At 62.4% G+C, this 20246-nt stretch carries 19 protein-coding genes; 4 read left to right on the forward strand and 15 right to left on the reverse strand.

Features of this window, described 5'->3' with window-relative positions; translation table 11 throughout:
• Positions 1-17: 17 nt before the first annotated feature.
• Positions 18-1343 (reverse strand): ammonium transporter, encoded by a 1326-nt coding sequence (locus AC0J5Z_RS06065; protein ID WP_475038160.1) that lies wholly within the window; start codon positions 1341-1343, stop codon positions 18-20.
• A 174-nt stretch (positions 1344-1517) separates the two neighbouring features.
• Positions 1518-2744 (reverse strand): MFS transporter, encoded by a 1227-nt coding sequence (locus tag AC0J5Z_RS06070; RefSeq protein WP_475039589.1) that lies wholly within the window; start codon positions 2742-2744, stop codon positions 1518-1520.
• A gap of 165 nt (positions 2745-2909) precedes the next feature.
• On the opposite strand from AC0J5Z_RS06070, the gene AC0J5Z_RS06075 reads away from it, so the two are divergent.
• The gene (locus AC0J5Z_RS06075; RefSeq protein ID WP_475038161.1) at positions 2910-3641 is read left to right on the forward strand and encodes a glutamine amidotransferase; all 732 of its coding nucleotides are present in this window, start codon (positions 2910-2912) and stop codon (positions 3639-3641) included.
• A 149-nt stretch (positions 3642-3790) separates the two neighbouring features.
• Here the strand turns inward: AC0J5Z_RS06075 and AC0J5Z_RS06080 are convergent, their stop codons facing one another.
• The 6 genes from AC0J5Z_RS06080 to AC0J5Z_RS06105 form a co-directional block, all read right to left on the reverse strand.
• On the reverse strand, positions 3791-5980 hold the full coding sequence (locus AC0J5Z_RS06080) for a transglycosylase domain-containing protein (protein WP_475038162.1): 2190 nt from the start codon (positions 5978-5980) through the stop codon (positions 3791-3793).
• Between the two features lie 107 nt (positions 5981-6087).
• Entirely contained in the window at positions 6088-6588 is a 501-nt protein-coding gene (locus AC0J5Z_RS06085; RefSeq protein ID WP_475038163.1) for a sensor histidine kinase, read from the reverse strand.
• Between the two features lie 208 nt (positions 6589-6796).
• Entirely contained in the window at positions 6797-7504 is a 708-nt protein-coding gene (locus AC0J5Z_RS06090) for an aspartate/glutamate racemase family protein (protein ID WP_475038164.1), read from the reverse strand.
• Positions 7494-7871 carry an MFS transporter gene (locus tag AC0J5Z_RS06095; RefSeq protein ID WP_475039591.1) on the reverse strand — a complete coding sequence of 126 codons (378 nt, stop codon included), beginning with the start codon at positions 7869-7871 and terminating at the stop codon, positions 7494-7496. Before AC0J5Z_RS06095 ends, AC0J5Z_RS06090 begins: the two co-directional genes overlap by 11 nt.
• Positions 7778-8932, reverse strand: a complete 1155-nt coding sequence (locus AC0J5Z_RS06100; protein ID WP_475038165.1) for an MFS transporter — start codon at positions 8930-8932, stop codon at positions 7778-7780. Before AC0J5Z_RS06100 ends, AC0J5Z_RS06095 begins: the two co-directional genes overlap by 94 nt.
• 410 nt (positions 8933-9342) lie before the next feature.
• Complete coding sequence (locus tag AC0J5Z_RS06105; RefSeq protein ID WP_475038166.1) at positions 9343-9930, reverse strand: DinB family protein; 588 nt, start codon at positions 9928-9930, stop codon at positions 9343-9345.
• A 91-nt stretch (positions 9931-10021) separates the two neighbouring features.
• On the opposite strand from AC0J5Z_RS06105, the gene AC0J5Z_RS06110 reads away from it, so the two are divergent.
• Positions 10022-10342 carry an MmcQ/YjbR family DNA-binding protein gene (locus tag AC0J5Z_RS06110; protein ID WP_475038167.1) on the forward strand — a complete coding sequence of 107 codons (321 nt, stop codon included), beginning with the start codon at positions 10022-10024 and terminating at the stop codon, positions 10340-10342.
• A gap of 84 nt (positions 10343-10426) precedes the next feature.
• Complete coding sequence (locus AC0J5Z_RS06115) at positions 10427-10723, forward strand: hypothetical protein (protein ID WP_475038169.1); 297 nt, start codon at positions 10427-10429, stop codon at positions 10721-10723.
• Between the two features lie 83 nt (positions 10724-10806).
• Here AC0J5Z_RS06115 and AC0J5Z_RS06120 read toward each other — a convergent pair whose 3' ends face one another.
• Genes AC0J5Z_RS06120 through AC0J5Z_RS06135 form a run of 4 tightly spaced genes read right to left on the reverse strand, consistent with a single transcriptional unit; the run spans position 10807 to position 15915 of the window.
• Entirely contained in the window at positions 10807-11619 is an 813-nt protein-coding gene (locus AC0J5Z_RS06120) for a bifunctional allantoicase/(S)-ureidoglycine aminohydrolase (RefSeq protein WP_475038170.1), read from the reverse strand.
• 14 nt (positions 11620-11633) lie between these two features.
• Positions 11634-12896, reverse strand: a complete 1263-nt coding sequence (locus AC0J5Z_RS06125) for a DUF6986 family protein (protein ID WP_475039593.1) — start codon at positions 12894-12896, stop codon at positions 11634-11636.
• 1 nt (position 12897) lies between these two features.
• Positions 12898-14496, reverse strand: coding sequence for a malate synthase A (aceB, locus tag AC0J5Z_RS06130; RefSeq protein ID WP_475038172.1), 1599 nt, complete (start codon positions 14494-14496; stop codon positions 12898-12900).
• An 18-nt stretch (positions 14497-14514) separates the two neighbouring features.
• Positions 14515-15915 carry an NAD-dependent malic enzyme gene (locus AC0J5Z_RS06135; protein WP_475038174.1) on the reverse strand — a complete coding sequence of 467 codons (1401 nt, stop codon included), beginning with the start codon at positions 15913-15915 and terminating at the stop codon, positions 14515-14517.
• Between the two features lie 221 nt (positions 15916-16136).
• Between AC0J5Z_RS06135 and AC0J5Z_RS06140 the strand changes: the two genes are divergently transcribed.
• The gene (locus tag AC0J5Z_RS06140) at positions 16137-16892 is read left to right on the forward strand and encodes an IclR family transcriptional regulator (RefSeq protein ID WP_011776026.1); all 756 of its coding nucleotides are present in this window, start codon (positions 16137-16139) and stop codon (positions 16890-16892) included.
• 52 nt (positions 16893-16944) lie between these two features.
• Here the strand turns inward: AC0J5Z_RS06140 and AC0J5Z_RS06145 are convergent, their stop codons facing one another.
• The 3 genes from AC0J5Z_RS06145 to pucL all read right to left on the reverse strand — a co-directional run bounded on the left by AC0J5Z_RS06145 (position 16945) and on the right by pucL (position 20161).
• Entirely contained in the window at positions 16945-17427 is a 483-nt protein-coding gene (locus AC0J5Z_RS06145) for a DUF2867 domain-containing protein (RefSeq protein WP_475038177.1), read from the reverse strand.
• A gap of 145 nt (positions 17428-17572) precedes the next feature.
• A complete protein-coding gene (locus AC0J5Z_RS06150) occupies positions 17573-19081 on the reverse strand; it encodes a nucleobase:cation symporter-2 family protein (RefSeq protein WP_475038179.1) in 1509 nt (502 codons plus the stop codon).
• Between the two features lie 165 nt (positions 19082-19246).
• On the reverse strand, positions 19247-20161 hold the full coding sequence (gene pucL, locus AC0J5Z_RS06155; protein WP_187697099.1) for a factor-independent urate hydroxylase: 915 nt from the start codon (positions 20159-20161) through the stop codon (positions 19247-19249).
• Positions 20162-20246: the final 85 nt, after the last annotated feature.

A 20246-nucleotide genomic window follows, 5' to 3' on the forward strand; every position in this document is an offset into this window, starting at 1 on the left:
GTTCTGCGTGGGGGCCTTTAGGCGAAGCTGTCTTCCTTGGCTTCCGGAGCTGCCGCAGCCGGCTTGCCTTTGATCAGGGCCGACAGGTGCGCCTGCTGCTGGCGGAAGTGGCCGTGGGCGGTGAGGCCGAATTCGTAGGCGGATTCGGCGTGCTGGGTAAGGTCGATACCGGTGACTTCATGCTCCAGGGGAACCCGGAATCCGATGCTCTTGTGAATGGCCCGGCCGATTACCAAAGTGCCCAGACCGGACAGGGCAATCGTGATCAGCACGGCAACCGTCTGGGCAATGAGCTGCTGCAGGCCACCACCGTAAAGGAGGCCGCCGGCCGTACCTTCCGTGGGAAAGGCGATGAAGCCCAAGGACAGTGTGCCGATGACGCCGGCACCGAAGTGCACGCCGACCACGTCCAGGGAGTCGTCGAAACCGAACCTGTACTTCAGGTCAACGAACCATGCGCAGGCGGCGCCGGCTACCAAGCCCAGGCCGAGTGCGGCGAGCGGGGTGATGTTGGCGCAGGAAGGAGTGATGGCAACCAGGCCAGCCACGACGCCGGACGCCGCACCCAGCGACGTCGGGTGTCCGTGACGGATCTTCTCGACAACGAGCCAGCTGAGCATTGCCGCTGCCGGTGTGACCAAGGTGTTGACCCAAATGAGGCCAGCCTGATCGGCCGTGGTTGCTGCGCCGCCGTTGAAGCCGAACCAGCCGAACCAAAGAATGGCCGCGCCCAGCATGATGAACGGGACGTTGTGAGGGCGGTGGTTGGGGTCCTTGGCGAATCCGTGACGCTTTCCCACGATCAATGCGAGGACGAAAGCGGCGGTTCCGGAACTGACCTCAACCACGGCGCCACCGGCGAAGTCGATGACCTGGCCGAAGATTTCCGTGAGCGCACCGCCTGCGCTCATCAGGCCACCGCCCCAGATCATGTAAGCCAGCGGGCAGTAGACCACGGTGATCCAGATCGGCACGAACAGTGCCCAAGCGCCGAACTTGGCGCGGTCGGCGATCGCACCGCTGATGAGGGCAACGGTGATGATGGCGAAAGTGGCTGCGAAGCCGGCCTTGATGAGATCGGGTGACCCCATCAAATCCTGGAGGCCGAAGTGCGCGAAGGGGTTGCCGAACAGGCCGAGGAAGCCGTCGCCGGTGGTCATCGAGTAGCCCCACAGGACCCACACCACGCCAACGATGCCCGCCGAGATGAAGCTCATCATGATCATGTTGAGCGCGGCCTTCGCGCGGGTCATGCCACCGTAAAACAGGCCGAGGCCGGGGGTCATGAACAGCACCATTGCCGCCGACAACATCATCCAGACGTGTTGCGCAGAGATCTCCACCTGCGTTCCCTTCTCATTGAGCCTGTCCGAAACGGGGCCGTTGTTCCCGGCCCGCGCCAACCCCCCGATCAATATTCGGTGAGCTATGTTTCCGACTCAGAAGAGCTAAGTTGCAGCTAAGTTACAGAAATCCCTCGTTCGTGAAGATCACGTCACTGCCATGTTTCGGGGATGTTACCGGCGCTTCTCTTTCGGTCCGGCTGGATAGCCTCCGCGTCGGCTGGCGATGATGATCACCAAGGCGATCGCTGTGGGCAGGGCGGCGGCCAGAGGCACCAGTTGGGCACCCACTGTAGTGAGGGCAAGAGCGCCGTAGACGGCCCCTACAGCGATACCCAGTTGGATGGTCACTACGGTGAGGCCGTTGGCAGCGTCCTTGTGCTCGCCACCGGCACGGAGAATCGCGGCCTGGTTGTAAATGCCCACCGCGCCGAACGCGATGCCCCACAGCGTCATCAACCCGAAAGCACCCACCCAAGTGCCGCCAAGTGCGGGCAGCAGGGCAAACGCAAGGGTCAAGAGTCCGACGGCGGCAATCACCGAGGTGCGTGGGCGGGAGTCAGCGGTCATGCCGGCAATCCAGATGCCCACCAAGCTGGCGATTCCAACCACGGACAGGGAGATGCTCGTGGCGGACTCCGGTAGGCCGGAAGCGAGGAGGAACGGGGCCACGTACGTGAAGAGCGTAAAGTGGGCCAACAGCAAGAGCGGCCAAGCGACGGCTACAGCAATAACTCCCGGAAGTTTCATTGCTGCACGGAGGGATGGAGTCTTCTGGCTGGCTTGGTCATGGGCTCCCGGGAGAAGCCAGAACGCCAGAACTGCCAGGAGCGCGCCCACGCCGGCAAGGACCATGAACGACGCCCGCCACGTCATGAGTGAACCCATCAGCGTCCCAATGGGAGCTCCCACGGCCAGTGCGATGCTGTTGCCGCTAAAGACCACAGCCATCGCTTTACCCACCGAGTACGCGGGAACGATGCGGGCCACATAGGGCGCCATGCTGGACCACAACATGCCGTGCGCGATGCCGCCAAGGAGCCGTGCCCCGATCGCCCAACCCAACCCGGGGCTAAGAGCAAGCAGAACGTTGCTGAGGGCAAACGCCAGCACAGTGGCGATGAGTAGCGTCTTGCGGGGAACCCGTCCAGCCAGGAACCGGGAGAGCGGAAGGGCCGTGAAGACGATGATTGCCGCGTAGACCGCAGTCAGCGAACCGACAGCCGACTCGTCCACTCCGAGGTCCCGGCTGATTTGGGGGAGCAGGCCCGAGGGCAGGAGTTCGGTGGTCACCGCTGTGAACCCTGCTGCCGCAAGGACCAGAAGACCGCCCCATGGGATCTTCTTCGGTTGCTGCGTTTCGGTACGTGACGCCTTGGGGGAGGGCTTTCCGACGACCACAGGGTCCTGCTTCAAAGATTGCTCCTCTGGAATGAATCATGGTTATTTCATAGGGGTCCCTACAACGTTATGCAGCCACGATGATGCGAGGGAGTCTCTGTCAGAAACCCCCTCCGGTTTGCAACACACTTTGTACGCCGGCCATTCCTCGCGCAGACTGGGCCTGTGAAGCCCTTCCTCCTGCTGGCCACCCGCGCCGAAGACGCCGCAGCTGATGACGAGTACCAGGCCTACCTCCGTTACTGCGGCCTGAAACCGGATGAGTTGGTTCGTATTCGGCTGGAATCCGCTCCTTTGCCGCCCCTTGAATTGGCCGACTATTCCGGAGTGATTGTTGGCGGCAGCCCTTACACGTCCAGCGACCCTGTGGAGGAGAAGAACGCAGACCAGGTCCGGGTTGAGATGGAACTCTCATCGCTCCTGGACCGGATCGTGGCCGAGGACTTCCCATTCCTGGGGGCCTGCTACGGCGTCGGGACCCTGGGGGTGCATCAGGGCGCCGTTATCGATCGCCGCTTTGGTGAAGCCGTAGGGGCCACGGAGATCACGCTGACCGCCGAGGGGAAGCGCGACCCCATGCTTCAAGGCGTACCGCACAGCTTTGAGGCGTTCGTCGGTCACAAGGAAGCGTGCAGCAAACTGCCGGAACACGCGGTGCTGTTGGCCAGTTCCGCGGCCTGTCCGGTGCACATGTTTAGGATCAAGAGCAACCTCTATGCCACACAGTTCCACCCCGAACTGGACGCTGACGGTCTGATCACGCGCATCAACATCTACAAGGATGCCGGCTACTTCCCGCCCCACACAGCGGACGAACTCATCGAGACGGCCCGCCAGTCATCCGTGACCGAACCCATGCGGGTGCTCCGGAACTTCAAGGAGCGGTACGCCCGCTAGCTCGATCGTTGTGGGGCCTGCTGTGCGCGCCTTCGCGGGGGAATGCCGCGCAGACTAGGCCCCGCAACGCGTGGTCAGTTCGTTGTGGGGCCTGCTGTGCGCGCCTTCGCGGGGGAATGCCGCGCAGATCGGGCCCCGCAACGCAAAGGTCACCGCCGCGTTAGCGTCGGAGTCGCCGGCACGGTGGGTGCCGGGGATGGAGGCGGAGCCGGTGCCACAAACGGCCCGCTCGGGTACAGTGCCACGGCTTCCATCATGTAGTTGGCCCACTGCGGACCGGCGATCATGTATCCGTCCAAGGACTTGTAGAACTTGCCGTTGATGGTGACGTTCTGCCCCGCACGCTGTTGTCCCGCCGTCGTATCTCCGAAGAACGACGCCGTTGCGAGCGTCGTGGTGTAACCGGCCACCCATGTGGCTCCATTGTTGTTGGACGTGCCGGTCTTGGCGGCAACGGGGACCTTGGTGTGGACCTTAGGTTCGATCCACACGCCGGAACCCACCTTCATCACATCCTGGAGGACGGCATTCACGCCGCGCGCCACGGCCGGTTTCACGGCTTCCCGGCATTCCGGTGTTTGGGCTTCGTACTCCCTGCCCTGGGAATCGCTGATTCCGGTAATGGCGATGGGTTTGCAGTAGGTGCCGTCGTTGGCGAACGTGGCGTAGGCGCTCGCCAGGACCAGCGGGGCTACGCCGATGGAGCCGAGGAGGTTGCCGATCTGGTGCATGTTGACCGGGGCGTTGTCCAGGCCGCTGTGCAGGCCCACGGCGTCCACCATTTTCTGGATTCCGCAGAAGTCCAGTTGGGCTGCGGTGGCGAAAGTGGCGGTGTTGATGGAGTTGTAGAGGCCGTAGTTGATGGGCATAGGGCGGTAATAGCCGTCTTCGTTGTTTTGCAGATCGTCATCAGCGCCGAGGTTCTGGGCTTTCTGGGCAGTGCTGTAACCGCCCAGAACCTTGCCACAGCTCGAACGCCACGCGAAACCTACCGGGTACACCCTGCGGGAGGCGTCAACCACGGCGGTGGGGTGCTTGCCCTCGTTGAGCCATTCGGCATAAATGAAGGGTTTCATGGTGGAACCTGGCTGGAAACCGCCCGCACCATTGAGGTCGTAACCATTCTCGTCTTTGGCGTCCACGTTGAAATTGAGCTGCGTATCGTACTTTCCTTCCTGGGGCACGAACACCGTGTTTTGGGCCATCGCCAGGATCTTCCCGGTGCCAGGCTGAACAGTGGTCATCGCTGCGCCCCACTTGTCCGGGTTGGGGCCGGCGGAAGCGTCCACTTGTTGCTGGGCGACGTTCTGGAGCCGACTGTCCAACGTGGTGGTGACGGTCAGGCCGCCGCGATAGAGGAGTCGCTCACGTTCCTCCACGGTTGAACCGTAGGCCTCGTTGTTCAGAATGAGGTGGGAGACGTAGTCACAGAAGTAGGTGGCAAACGATGTGCCCGCACAGCCTTGCAGGGAAGGCGTGATGTCCAGCTCGATGGGGGTGGCAACCGCCACGCCGTGATCCACCGCAGTGATTTTGCCCTGTTCCAGCATCCGGTCCAGCACCAGGTTTCGGCGGTTGAGGGCAGCCGGAGGATCGGCAATGGGGTCATAAATGCTCGGGCCATTGACCAAACCGGCCAGGAGGGCTGCTTGGGGCAGGGTCAGATCCATGGCTGAGGTGCTGAAGAAGTAACGGGACGCGGCCTCGATCCCGTAAGCGTTCCGGTTGAAGAACACGATGTTCAGGTACCCCTCAAGGATTTGGTCCTTGCTGAAGCGCTTCTCCAGTTCCAGGGCAAGCTTGATTTCGCGCAACTTGTCGCCCACGGTCTTCTGGCCGCTCAGCACCACATCCTCTGGCCGCCCCTCGGACAGGCGCGACTCGTTGAGCACGTTGGTCACGTACTGCTGGGTCAGCGTGGAGGCGCCTTGCCGGGTGCCTTGGGTCAGGTTGGAACTCAGCGCCCGCATAATGCCTTGGGCATCCACACCCGCATGCTCGTAGAAGCGACTATCCTCGATCGCGATGATCGCATCGCGGATGAACGGGGACATCTCCTCCAAAGGGACCTTCACCCGGTTCTCTGCGAAGAAGGTGGCTATGAGTTGGCCATCCGCAGAGACCACCGTGCTGGAAAGCGAAGGGGAATCGACGTCGAGCTCGCTCGGCAGGCTTTGATAAAACCCTACGGACCCACCCACGGTGGTGCTGGTGAAGGCAACTACGGGGGCCAGAAATCCTGTGATCAGCACCCCGCAGAGGATGCTCACGAAGAAGAACCCGAAGACCCTCAAGAGGACCTTGCCCAGACCTATCTTTGGACCCTTGTTTCGCGCCATTTTCGTGCCACTCCCTAGGGATGCCAGGCTGAAAAGTAGCTACAGAATACGTCCGCCAACGCTGTGGGGCTATGGGTTGGACGCCCAAATATGGTCCCAAATCGGACTCAATCCAGCGGCAGCGTAACCCTCACACTGGTGCCCCGCCCAACCGTAGAGTCGATGTCCACTGTCCCTCCGGCGTCGTGCACTGCTATGGACATCAGCAGCAATCCGAAACCGTGCCGCCGGCCGCTTGGCGCGGCGTGGATCTCGAAGCCGCTGCCATCGTCCGTGATGGTGATTTGGATGCCGTGATAGACAGCGTTCAGCCGGACGGTGAGCTCGCTGGCGTTTGCATAGTTGAGGGTGTTGCTGAAGGTCTCTTGCGCCACATGATAGAGGAGGGCGGCTGCCGAGGAGGAGATCTCGATGCCGTGATGGGGAGTGTGCCAGTGCACCGTGACGCCCGCGCGTCGGAGCGGTGCGGCCAGCCGGTCGATGCATCCTGCGACGCCCAGCGCGTAGAAATCCACGGGGTGCTGGTCCTGGATGATGCCCTTGACGGCGACCACCTCGGTTAGTGCTGATGCCTGGTCCATTGCTTCCCCCACATCGTCGTGTTTCATACTGGAAATTCGTTGCCGAAACCCTTGGGTATTGGTGCTTCGTCTGCTTCCAGCGTGGCGCTGCTATATCAAGGAAGCTTTTCGATTGGCTCAAGTTCGCATCAAGTTTGCGGGGGAGGCTTGCGGGGAGTGGACATCTCGTGCGTGGACGCCCAACAGGGCCCGACGGCGGCACTTTCGTGCCGTCGTCGGGCCCTGCTTAATTGGGCTACTTCGTTTGGGACAGGGCTGTGAGCAGCAACCGGCAGGCGCTTGGGACCGGTTGAATGATGTCGACGGCGGTCGTCTCGGCCAGCCGCCGCGCGGTGGCGCTGAGTGGGCCGCCGGCAATGATCACAGCGTCGGCGTCGTCTGATTCCGAGGCCAGAGAGACGGCCTGCGCCAACTCCTGGAACTGCCTTTCAGGGTCTGCCGCCAGGTCCAACGGTGCCGACCGTGTCAAGCGCACGCCCGTGAACTGTTCCTGGAACCCATGCTCTGCCACCAGTTTGGCAAGGGCCTCCACCAGCAACGGTGTGCTGGTTGCCATGCCAAAGCGGCGGAGTGCGCCGTCCTGGCTATGGGCCGCGGCGTATAGGGAGCCTTGTCCGATACCTACCACTGGAATGTCCACTGCGTCATCCAGCTGTGCCCGCCCTGGATCACCGATCGCGGCAATGATTACGGCGGCAACCCTGCCCCCGTCGGGCCCTGAAAGGTAGCCGCGCACCGCGTCGCGGACGTGTGCCCCAGATTCAGTCAAGGAGATCGGATCAACAATCATGGCTGGTCCCGTGGCCACGGTTATCCCTACTACGTGGAGTCCGTGAGGCTCCAGAGTATCCGTGGCCAGGTCCACCATCATGGCAGTGGTGTTGCTGTTGGTGTTCGGATTGACCAGAAGGACTGTGTCGGGCTCGGGAACTCTAGTGTCCATAGATCGCAGCCTCCTCGTCTCCACTTGGTTCAGCGTCTTCTTCCAGCGGCTTGTTGAAGGTTTCCGGTGGGAACTGAACCACGATCGCCAGGATAACGAACAGCACGGCCAAGGTGGTGAACATGCCCGGCAACCCGGCGGAATCGAATACTGCTCCCGAGATGAGCGGGAACAGGCCACCTGAAAGCGAGCCTGCGGCAAGGATGATGGACGTCCCGAACCCACGGGTGCGCGTTGGGTAGAGCTCCGGTGCGAACAGCCAGATGGTGGTGTTCAGGAGATGACGGAGAAATTGAACAGAACCCCGAAGACCACTACCAACACAATGTCGGTGGCAAGGAAGGCCATGGACAGCCCGGACAGGCAGCCAAGAATAGCGGCCGCTGTCAGCACTTTCTTCCTGGGCAAGCGGCTGGCCAAGTAGGCGGCTGTGCAGGCGCCCAGCAAGGAGCCTGACTGCATGATCAGCGTGAACCAGAGGCTCGTGTTCACGGCGTACCCGCGGGACACCAAGATGGTTGGCATCAGCGTCAGCATGGAAATCTGGGCTGCGTAGGACATGCAAACGGCAATGCACAGCAGCACCGTACGCTTGAGCAGCTTCCCGCGGAGGGCATCCTTCCAATGCCCGGAAGCCTTGGCCACCACGGGATCGGGCACTGCCGTGATGTACGTTTCGGGATCGTTGATGGGGCCGGAAAGCTTGTTGCGCGCAAGCCGGGTTATGACGAGGTTGGCCTCATCGATCTTGCCTTGGGAAGCCAGGAAGCGCGGCGTTTCCGGGACGTACCGCCTAAAGAACATCACCAGCAGGGCAGGGATGAAGAGGAGCCCGAACACCCAGCGCCACTTGTCGGGTCCGTCGAAAAGCGTAAAGACGAGGATGCCGAAGGCCGGAGCCAACATATTGCCCAGACCGGCAGCGGTCACGTTGATGAGTCCTACTGCGGTGCCCCGGTGCTTGGCGGCGAAGAACTCGGCCATCATGATCACGGCAACGGCAATTTCGCCGCCCAGTCCGAAGCCCACAATGAAGCGACCAGCGGCGAGGATGGGGTAGTTGGGGGCTATTGCGCAGAGCAGTGAGCCGCCGGCAAAGATGATGAGGTTGATGACCAGCATGTGCCGCCGGCCATATTTGTCGACGATGAGGCCCGTCGCCAGCCGTCCGAGTGCGGTTGCCGTAAACGTCATTGTGTTCAGCAAGCCGATTTCGGTGGCACCCAATCCCCACGACTGGCGGAGGATGGGGCCGGTTATGCCTACGGCATTTTGTTCGAGGGCGTCGAAGAAGACGCCCAGCAGAATCATGAAGACGATCTGGCGATGCGCGCCGGTTACTCCAATCCGCTGATACGCGCCTTCGATTTGTTTGGCCAGGGATCCGGTCCGCGGTGTTGCAGCCTCCTGGGCAAGGTCTTTTTCCACAGTGCGCTCCTATCTGAGCTCTGAAGGTTCATTCATTGCCACGCGAATGTTCCGTCATGTGGAACGCAAATATCACATGAGGGAATGTGATGGAGATTACACTTTGGGATACCAAAAGGCCATGGTTGGTGTGTAAACAGAATGTGACTGGAGGCTCAATGCGGGGTTGCTGCGCGGGCAGTCGTGAGCCGTTTTGGGCGGCAATGCATGACAATGCAGCGTAAATAGGTTGATTTAGGGCCTGTTTTGCATCAAAAGAGGTCGGGAGCCGCGGTGAAACGACCAGGACGGCTCACCAAGAACAGGTTGAACGTCCGCGCCCCTGATCTCAGCGTAGTATGCCATCGCGCATCGTGAGCTCAATCGGGGAGTTGAACGTCACGCCCAACATATGCGTGGGCTGTAAAGGTTTACGGGTTGCTGTGGCCTACCTCCATGGCTGCCTGCTCAATGCGGGCACGGTGGGCTGCCCATTCTTCCGTGCTCCGTCCAGGGATGTTCGGATCGCCGGGCCGCTGGCCAGCGGAGCCGTCGATGAGTTCGCGGATAATGTCCGCGTGCCCCGCATGCCTGGACGTTTCCACGCACATGTGGACCAGAATCTGGTGGAGAGTGACGTGCTTCTTCTCTTCAGACCACCACGGAACAACGCCTTGCGCATCCAAGGGGAGGGACTCGACGGTCTCGTCGCTGTGCTTGGCGGAGAAGTGGTGAAGTTCCAGGATTTGCTCACGGCTCTCGCCGACCGGCACCCACATGTCAGAATCCGGTTCGGCGTCATGGTCAAACCACGGCAGCGCCCTGTCACTGGGCCGGCCGAAGGTCTCCCCAAAATACCCCAACTCCACACTGGCCACGTGTTTCACGAGACCCAGCAAGTTGGTCCCCGTGGGGGTCATGGGTCTCCGGGCATCGTATTCATTGAGGCCGTCCAATTTCCCGAGCAAGTCCGCCCTGCGGAGCCGCAAATAACCGAGCAACGTCGCTTTGTCATCCATGGTCAGCACTCTACAGAAGGGGTCCGACAGGATCGGGTCGGTGCTGCCGGATCTCTTGTCGCCGAACAACAACGAGTGCCACAGTGAACCCATGGCCACAGAAGACGACGTCCGGCGCATCTGCCTGGGTATGCCCGGAGTGACTGAGCGGCCGAGTTGGGGGCAGCCCGCGTGGTTCGCCAAGTCCCTGATGGCACGCATGTGGGAAGAAGGCGTCGGGACAGTGAAAACCGACGAACGCGAAGCGCTCGCAGCCATGGAGCCCGACACCTACTTCTGGACCCCACATCACGAGCAGTCCCCGAAGCTGATGTTGATCCGGCTGGAGAACATCGACGTGGAAGAGCTCGACGAGTTACTGCAGGAGTCCTACAGAATCGCCGGCGGCCCGGGCAAACCGAAACCCAACTGAGTCGCAGTTAAGCGCGTTTAGGGAGCTCAAAACGCGCTTAACTGCGACTCAGTTGGGTGCACTCGTGCAGTTAGACTCGGTCGCATGGGGGAACACAACACACTTGGGGAACACAACACACCGCGGCCTGCCCGCAGTGTCTCTGCCGTCGTCGTGCCTTTGCTGGGGCTGCTCGCTGTGATCGTGGGGCTGATCGTGGCGTGGAACAACCAAAGCACGGACTTCGGGTGGTTTGCCTACGCGCCGTTGAGTGACACGATCTTCCTCGGGAACGGTGTGGCCATGGTCAGCCAAGGCACGCAAATGGGGCTGATCGTGACCGTCCTTGGCCTGCTGGTCCTCGCGTTCTGGGCCGGGCTCAGCATCGGCCGGCGCCGCTGAGTTCGCCGGACCCGCGCCGAAACCGCCGGAAGGCTCTCAGCGAACTGGCAGCTTTCCGGCGATCTCGGCGCAAGCCAAGCAAATTACGTGAGCTTAACCTGGCGGTTCATGTCCTTGTACAGCAGGTAACGGAACTCGCCCGGACCACCCGCATAGCAAGCCTGCGGGCAGAACGCGCGCAGCCACATGAAGTCGCCGGCTTCAACCTCAACCCAGTCGTTGTTGAGCAGGTACATGGCCTTGCCCTCCAGGACGTACAGGCCGTGCTCCATGACGTGGGTCTCCGGGAAGGGGATCACACCGCCGGGCTGGAAAGTGACGATGTTGACCTGCATGTCGTGGGCCAGATCGCTGGAGTCAGTGAAGCGCGTGGTCTTCCAGACGTCGTCCGTGTCCGGCATGGAGGTGGGCTCCACGTCCTTCTCATTGGTGACGAACGACTTGGCTTCGAAGCCCTCAAGGCGCTCGTAGGCTTTGCGGATCCAGTGGAAGGAGACGATGTCGTCGGAGACATTCTCCAGGCCCCACTCCGCGCCGGCAGCAAGGTAGGCATAGCCTCCCTCTTCAAGTTGGTGCACTTCGCCGTCGAGAGTGAGGTTGACCTGGCCCTTGGTGACAAAGATGACGCCTTCAACCCCGGCCTCGAACTCGGCTTTGGGTGCCCCGCCGCCCGGTGCGATCTCCACGATCAGTTGGGAGAACGTGGTGGCGAAGCCGGAAATTGGCCGCGCGATGATCCACGAGCGTGTGTTGGAGAACCCCGGCAGGTTGCTGGTGACGATGTCCGTCATGACGCCCTTGGGGATCACCGTGTAGGCCTCGGTGACGATCGCCCGTTCCGTGGTGAGTTGGGTCTGCGGCGGCAGGCCGCCCTGAGGGTAGTAGTACTTGCCCATGCGAAATGCTCCTATCAGTGGGAAGTCGGTTGCGCGAGCCGCGGGTGCGCCAGTGCGGTCAGCTGTGAAAGTTCGACGCCGGCAAGCGCCTTGACCTCGTCGGTCCCCACTGCGCCGCACTGGACGCCGCGGAGGACGAAGCCTGCCAGGGCACGGGCGGTGGCGGGCTCATCCATGACGCCGCCTTCAGTGCGTTCCACGTAGTTGCGGAGGCGGAGCGCCGCGGCGGGCAGGCCCTCGCGGTAGAACGCGTACGACGCCGAGAAGCGGCTGGGCAGCTGGGCTGCGTGCAGGTCCCACCCTTGGTAGTAGCCGTTTTCCAGGGAGCGGCGGACCAACCGGCCGTGCAGTTTCCAAGCATCTTCCACGCCATCGCCCACGGGGATGATGTTGGTGGATCCGTCCGAGAGTCGGATACCGGTGCCGGCAACAGCGAGCTGCATGACTTCCTTGGCGAAGTCGGCCACGGGGTGCTCCATGGACTGGTATTCAGCCGAGATGCCGAGCGAAGCGCTGTAGTCGTAGGTCCCGTAGTGCAGGGCACTGATGCGGCCCGGAACGACGTGGGGGAGCTGTGCCACGGGCGAGGTTCCGTCAGCACCGATGATGAGCTGCGGCGTTTCCACCTGCACCTCAAAGCGGAGCCTGCCGGCAGGGAGTCCGTGGACTTCTTCAAGGCGGGACACTGCGAAGTCCATCGCCTGCACCTGGGCCACCGTGGTGACCTTGGGCAGGGTGAGGATCAGGCCGGAAGGGAGGTCGCCGGCCTCAGACAACGTGGACACGAACAGGTCCAGGGTCTTCAGCCCACGGGCGCGTGTGGGCGCTTCGAAGCACTTGAAACGGATGCCGATGAACGGCGGAGCTGTTCCGGCCGAAACTGCAGCGGCAACGGTGTTGGCGGCAGCAACGGCGTCGGCGTCTTCCGCCTCATCGCCGCGGTCGCCGTAGCCGTCTTCGAAGTCCAGGCGGAGGTCTTCGATCGGCTCAGCAGAGAGCTTTGCAGCAACCCGTTCGGCAACAGCAGCAGCCAATTGAGGCTCCTGGCCCAAAAGCTGGCCGAGCTTTTCGAGGCCGCCGTGAGCTTCCGCCGTCGCGAGTGCCTGGGCGCCCCACTCTGCCGCAAGGGAAGGCGTGAAGCGGTCAGCCGGGATGTAGACGGTGTGGATGGGCTGGCGTGAGCCGTCGTCACCCGGGTAGTTGCGGTCCAGCAACTGGTCCGTCGCGGCAAGCTGCGACTCGATGTGGGCCAGATCAGATGAAGAGAATGAGCCCATCTCAGCCCACCAGCTCATACGCGGGCGTGGTGAGGAAGTCTGTGTAGTCATCGGACAAACAGATGTCCTCGATCAGCTTGGACGCCGGCTCGTAGTACTTCTTGAAGTTCTCGTCGCCGAATTCGATGCGCAGGCGCTCAGTCTCTTCGCCCAGGATTCGGGTGACCAGTTCGCGGGTCACGGTGTTGCCGGTGTCCGCTAGGACGGACTTGTTGCGGATCTGCTGCCAGACCTGCGAACGGGAGATCTCCGCCGTCGCTGCATCTTCCATGAGGTTGTGGATGGCAACGGCACCGCTGCCGGAGATCCACACGCCCGTGTAGGCGACGGCGACGTACAGGTTCAGGCGCAGGCCGGCTTCCGTGACGGTTCCGCCCGCGGAGGCGACGTCGATGAGCTGCTCAGCGGTGACGCTTACCTCGGGGCGCTGCTTATCGAGCTGGTTGGGGCGGTCTCCGAGCACGGAGTCGAACACTTCGCGGCAGGTGGAGACGAGGTCCGGGTGTGCCACCCAGGAGCCGTCGAAGCCATCGTTTGCCTCGCGTGTCTTGTCGGCGCGGACCTTGTCGAAGGCGGCGGCGGTGACGTCCGGCTGCTTGCGGTTGGGAATGACGGCGGCCATGCCGCCCATGGCGAAGGCGCCGCGTTTGTGGCAGGTCTTGACCAGGAGTTCGGTGTAGGCGCGCATGAACGGAGCGGTCATGGCAACTGTGGCGCGGTCCGGGAGGACGAACTCCTCGCCGGCATCACGGAAGTACTTGATGATGCTGAAGAGATAGTCCCAGCGGCCGGCGTTCAGGCCCGAGGCGTGGTCGCGCAGTTCGTAGAGGATCTCATCCATCTCGAACGCGGCCGGGATGGTCTCGATGAGCACGGTGGCGCGGACGCTGCCCTGCGGGATGCCGAGGAAGTCCTGGGCGAACACGAAGACTTCGTTCCAGAGGCGTGCTTCCAGGTGGCTCTCCATCTTGGGCAGGTAGTAGTACGGACCCTGACCGTTGAGGAGAAGCTGCTTGGCGATGTGGAAGAAGTGCAGGCCGAAGTCCACCAGCGCACCCACGGCGGGTTCGCCGTCGATCAGCAGGTGCCGTTCCTCCATGTGCCAGCCGCGGGGACGGGCCACCACAACGGCCAACGGAGCGTCGGTGCGGAGGCGGTATTCCTTGCCCTCGGGCGAGGTGTAGCTCAGGGTCCCCTGGGCGGCGTCACGGAGGTTGAGGATAGCGTCGATGACGTTGGGCCATGTGGGCGTGCTGGCGTCTTCGAGGTCCGCGAGCCATACCTTGGCGCCGGAGTTCAGGGCGTTGATGGCCATCTTGGCCGGAGTTGCCGGGCCGGTCATCTCAACGCGGCGGTCCTGCAAAGCTGCCGGTGCCTCGGCGACCTTCCAGTCGCCGTCGCGAATTTCCTGGGTCTCCGGGAGGAAGTCCAGGCGGCTGGTGTCCGCAACCTTCTGGCGCTTGACCTTGCGGGCCTCCAACAACTCTTCGCGGGTGCCGGCGAAGCGCTTGTGCAGTTCCTCGACGAAGGCCAGTGCCTTGGGGGTGAGGATTTCCTCGGCGCGATCGATCGGCCGGGGATCGGTGACTGTGATAGCCATGTGAGCGGATTCCTTTTTCTAGAGTGCGCTGGCGGCGTTGGCGTGCGCCGCGTTGGCCACGGCGGTCGCTACATCGGCGGCAACATGGGGATCGAAGACGCTGGGGATAATGTAACTCGCGTTCAGCTCATCGTCAGCTACCCGGTTGGCAATTGCCTCGGCGGCGGCCACCAGCATGTTCGGCGTAATGTCCGAGGCACCGGCGTCCAGCAGGCCCCGGAAGAAGCCCGGGAAGGCCAGCACGTTGTTGATCTGGTTCGGGAAATCGCTGCGACCGGTGGCAACCACGGCTGCGTGCTTGGACGCGACAACGGGGTCGATTTCCGGCGTCGGGTTGGCCATGGCGAACACGATCGCGTCCTCGGCCATCGAAGCAACCTGCTCCTCGCCGATCACGTGCGGGGCGCTGACACCAATAAAGACGTCCGCTCCCTTGAGGGCGTCGTGCAAGGTTCCGGAGAAGCCTTCCTCGTTGGTATTCGCTGCGATCCAGCTGCGGTGCTCGTCGCCGTATTCCTCGCCCGAGTGGATGGCTCCGGAACGGCCGGCGGCGATGATGTGCTGCGCGCCCTGGGCCTTGAGGAGTTGGATGATGGCGGAACCGGCAGCCCCGACGCCCGATACCACGATCTTGACCTCGGAGAGCTTCTTGTCCACAACGCGGAGGGCGTTGACCAAAGCCGCGAGCGTAACGATCGCGGTGCCGTGCTGGTCATCGTGGAAGACCGGGATGTCCAGCTCTTCGCGGAGGCGGTTCTCGATTTCGAAGCAGCGCGGTGCGGCGATGTCCTCGAGGTTGATGCCGCCGTAAACCGGGGCCATGGCCTTGGCGATCATGATGATTTCTTCGGTGTCCTGGGTGTCCAGGCAGACCGGCCAGGCGTCAACGTTGGCGAACTGCTTGAACAGTGCAGCCTTGCCTTCCATGACCGGAAGGGCCGCGGCGGGGCCGATGTTGCCAAGGCCCAGGACGGCCGATCCGTCGGTGAGGACGGCGATGGTGTTGCGCTTGACCGTCAGGTTGCGGGCTGCGGCCGGGTCTTCTGCGATCGCCATGCAAACACGGGCGACGCCGGGAGTGTAGGCACGCGAGAGATCGTCGCGGTTGCGCAGGGCTACCTTAGGGACGACTTCGAGCTTGCCGCCAAGGTGCATGAGGAAGGTGCGGTCCGAGACATGCTGGACGGTGACGCCGTCGAGGGCGTTCAGGGCGTCCTTCACGCGGGCTGCGTGGTCGTCATCGGTGGTGTTGCAGGTGACGTCAACAACAAGCGTCTCGTGGTGGGATTCCGTGACGTCCAGCGCGGTGATTGCTGCGCCGGCTGCGCCGACGGCTGCGGCCAGTTCGCTGGTAGCGGTGAAGCTCGACGGTGCGGCGACGCGCAGGGTGATCGAGTTTCCGGGGCTCGGATTCGCCATTGAAATTCCTCCTGTTAGGCCCGTTCCCGGGCCGCCGTTCCAAACTGAGTGTTTTCGTATTATGGATATTATTATCTACAAAGTGGAAACACAACCCCTTGCTTGGTCATGTTCGGTGTCATCGCGCAGGTGGGCGCTGTGCTGTATGTTGGGTGTTCTAAGCAATTCTTTTCACGATGCGGATAAGAGTTGTCGGAATCTGAGTCATTGGAGACAAGGGAATGGCTGAAAAAGCCTCCGGAGGCGTGCAGTCCGTTGAGCGCGTCTTTGAACTGCTGGAACTGATTACGGATGCGGGCGGCGACGTCACCCTGAGTGAACTTTCGTCGTCCACTGACCTCCCCCTGCCCACCATCCACCGCCTGCTCCGCACGCTGGTGTCCCTCGGCTACATCCGGCAGCTGCCCAACCGCCGCTACGCGTTGGGCCCTCGGCTCATCCGGCTCGGCGAAGGTGCCAGCAAGCAGCTTGGTGCCGTGGCCCGGCCCCAGCTGAAGACCCTGGTGGAACGACTCGGCGAGACCTCCAACATGGCTGTCCTTGATTCGGACATGGTCATCTACGTTGCCCAGGTCCCGTCCATGCACTCCATGCGCATGTTCACGGAAGTCGGCCGCCGCGCCCACACGCACGATACCGGGGTGGGCAAAGCCATCCTCGCCCAGCTGGATGACGAGGTTGTCCGCGGCATCGTGGCCCGCACAGGCATGCCCACTCCCACGGCCAAGAGCATCGGCGACATCGACTCCCTGCTCGCGGACCTGAAACTCATCCGCGAACGTGGCTACTCCATTGACGAGGAAGAGCAGGAGCTCGGTGTGCGCTGCTTCGCCATGGCCGTGCCCAACGCACCTACTCCCACGGCGATCTCCGTCTCCGGGCCCATCACCCGCGTGGACCAGAGCTTCGCCGACCGTGCCGTGCCCATGTTGCGTGAGGCAGCCATGGCCATCTCCGCGGAGCTCAACCAGAACTAGCGCCGAGTTAGCAGATAATGCCCATATTTTCCAAAAACATGGGCATTATCTGTCAGCTCGGCGCGGATTTTGAGCGGGTGGCTTTCCTCAGCATCGCGTTCACAACGATCGGGTGGATCGGCCGCACCACACCGAAGTAGAGCTTCCCGCGCCACCCTTTAAGCTCGACGGCGGTAGTCACCCTGATCAGTCGGCCCACCGGATCAACCCCGACGGCGGCCGCGAAATTCAGGTGCTTGTCCCTGACGAAGATCAGGGCTTCTTCGCCCGCCTGGTCCGTCACCTTGAACGTGTCCCGCGGTGCCTTCGGAACGCCGATCAAGGGCACAAGCGCCTGACGCAAACCCATTGCGGCGGCAACCCAACGCGGCATGGACTCCAAGGAGAACAGTCGATCCGCCCACTCGGCCGGATCCGTACCCGCGCCGTCTGGCAGTGTGGCCAGGCAAACGTCCGCGTAGTCGGGCTTCGGGATCTCGCGAAAGGCCAGTGAACGGAAGCAGGGGGCTTGTTGGATCTTGGGCTGTTCGGTCATGGCCCGATCCTACGGCGAGTGGCACCCGGCGGTGATGTTCGCGCCGATGGTGCGTGCCGCCGTCGTACGTTCAACGCGAGATGACACTTGACGCCCATGTTTTCCGCAAACATGGGCGTCAAGTGGCATCTCGGCGGATCAGGAGCTAGTGCTCTGACGCGCTGGACGTCTTGAGCGGGACTTCCTTGCCGTCGGCGTCGATGAGCTTGCCGTTCTCGAACCGGTCGCCCTCGCTGAGGCACTTGATGTCCTCTTCGCTGACAATGCGGTCAGTGCCCGCGACGAACACCGACTGGTTGTCCGAGTTGCCGGCCTTGAAGTGGTTGAAGAGGATGTTCAGCAGGATGGCCATGACGGCTGCCGAGCTGATGCCGGAGTGGAAGATCGTGGAGAACCAGGACGGGAACGCGTCGTAGAAGGAAGGCGCGGCGATGGGGATCATGCCGAAGCCGATCGATGCCGCCACGATGATCAGGTTCATGTTGTTCTTGTACTCAACCTTGGCGAGTGTACGGATACCGCTGGCTGCCACCGTACCGAACAGCACGACGCCGGCGCCGCCCAGGACGGGCGTCGGAACCGCTGCGACAACACGGCCCAGGATTGGCAGGAGGCCCAGGATAACCAGGATGAGGCCGCCGGCGCTGACCACGAAGCGACTCTTGATGCCCGTGATGGCAACGAGGCCAACGTTCTGGGCGAAGGCGCTCTGCGTGAAGGAGTTGAACAACGGGGAGATGGCACTGGAGAGCATGTCTGCGCGGAGGCCGTCGCCGATGCGGCGGGAGTCAACCTTGGTGTCCACGATCTCGCCCACTGCGATGATGTCCGCCGAAGTCTCGGTCAGGGTCACCAGGATGACGATGAGCATGGAGATGATGGCGGCGATTTCAAAGGTCGGAGCGCCGAAAGCGAAGGGCGTGGGGAAAGCGACAATGTCGCCCTGGCCCACCTTGGAGAAGTCAGCCATGCCGGCCACGAACGCGATGATGGTGCCAATGACCATGGCCAGCAGGATCGAGAGCCGCGAGATGGCGGCGTTGCCAACCTTGCTCAGGAGAAGGACCACGCCCATGGTTGCTGCTGCGAGGCCGATGTTGGCCATGCTGCCGTAGTTGTCCGCCTTGGCGTTGCCGCCCATGGCCCAGTTTGCTGCAACCGGCATCAGCGTCAGGCCGATGGTGGTGATCACGGTTCCGGTGACCACCGGCGGGAAGAACTTGATGATCTTGGAGAACAGGGGAGTGATCGCCAGGCCAATCAGCGAGGCCACAATGACCGAGCCGAACACCGCCTGGATCCCGCCGCCACCTTGGACGATCGCCACCATGGTGGAAACGCCGGCGAAGGACACGCCCTGCACCAATGGCAGCTGTGAACCGAACCACGGGATGCCCACAGTCTGGAGGATGGTGGCCAGGCCGCCAACGAACAAACAGGCGGCGATGAGGAGGCCGATGTCCTGTGAGGACATGCCGGCGGCCGCACCGATGATCAGCGGGGGCGCAATGATTCCGCCGTACATAGTGAGAACGTGCTGGAAGCCGTAGGCGAAGGTGCTTCCGATGGAAAGGCGCTGGTCCTCGGGACGTTCCGGCTGATGTTTCCGCGAAGAGGTGGTATTCGCGGGGCGGGACTTCTTCTTGATGTTCATGGCAGACTTTCTGGGTTCATGGCAGACGTCTTCGTCTGGCTAACTGTGTCTGGCTAACAAAGCTTGGGGTTTTGGGGTTGGGTCTGTGTGCAGGCCCGGCCTTTACGGGGCGCCGTTGGGGGGACCTGCACACAAACCCTTGATCGGTGAGTTTTTAGTGCGGGCTTAGCAGAAGCCGGCGATGCCGCTCCATGCAACCGGCGCAGCTTCGATGTTCTCGCGCTGGACGGTTGCTTCGATGAGGCCATACGGGCGGTCCGCGGCGAAGAAGACCTCGTTGGGGTTGTCCAGGCCGAACGGGCTCAGGTCAACCAGGAAGTGGTGCTTGTTGGGCATGGAGAACTTGATCTCGTCCACTTCGCTGTGTGCTTCCAGGACCTTCTTGCCCATGTCGAACAGCGTCTGCTGCAGGGCGTGGGAGTAGTTCTCGGTGAAGCCTTCAAGCAGGAGGGCCTTGATGTCCTCGTAGCTCTTGTTGAAGTCGGTGCCGGCGAAGTCCAGGTTGGTGTTGTAGCGCCAACGGGCGGATACATCGGTGGCCAGGATGCGGTCGGTGGTTTCCGGCAGGGTGGTGTACTTGTCGCGCGGATAGCCGACAAAACCGGACTGCGTGGTCTTCAGGACGGTCAGGTCCTTGAGGCCGCTGATGACGTGCGTGGTTGCGCCATCACGGACGACGACGGCGGTACGCACCTCTTGTCCGTTGCGGACGAAGCTGTGGTCGTGTCCCTCGCCGTGGGCCTGGATGCGGTCCCAGCTGTAGGCCTCGGCTTCCCAGCGGCCGCCGGTGACCCAGTCGAACCCGCCGGTGAAGTGATCTGCAAGGCGCAGCAGGAAGGACTCGGGGGAGCCGATGCCTTCACGTGCGAAAGCGTAGACCGTGTTCTTCTGGGTGTCGGTGGCGACGACGTGGCCATTGTCGCCTTCGAGGTGTGCGGCTTGGAAATCGCCGCGCAGCTGCGAGGTGACGTTCAGGTCTTCGATGTGGTGGCGGTCCGTATCCCGAGTGACCTTGACGACGCGGACTTCTGCTTTGCCGTACTGGTTTTCGCCGAGGACGATGTTGTTGCTCATGGTCATATCCCAACTTCTGTGAGGTGGAACCTACGTTCCATCAATGAAATTAAGCGCGTGTTTCCACTGCGTTTCTGGTGGAGCCGACCCA

The organism is Paenarthrobacter sp. TRD_SC_7, assembly GCF_056156245.1.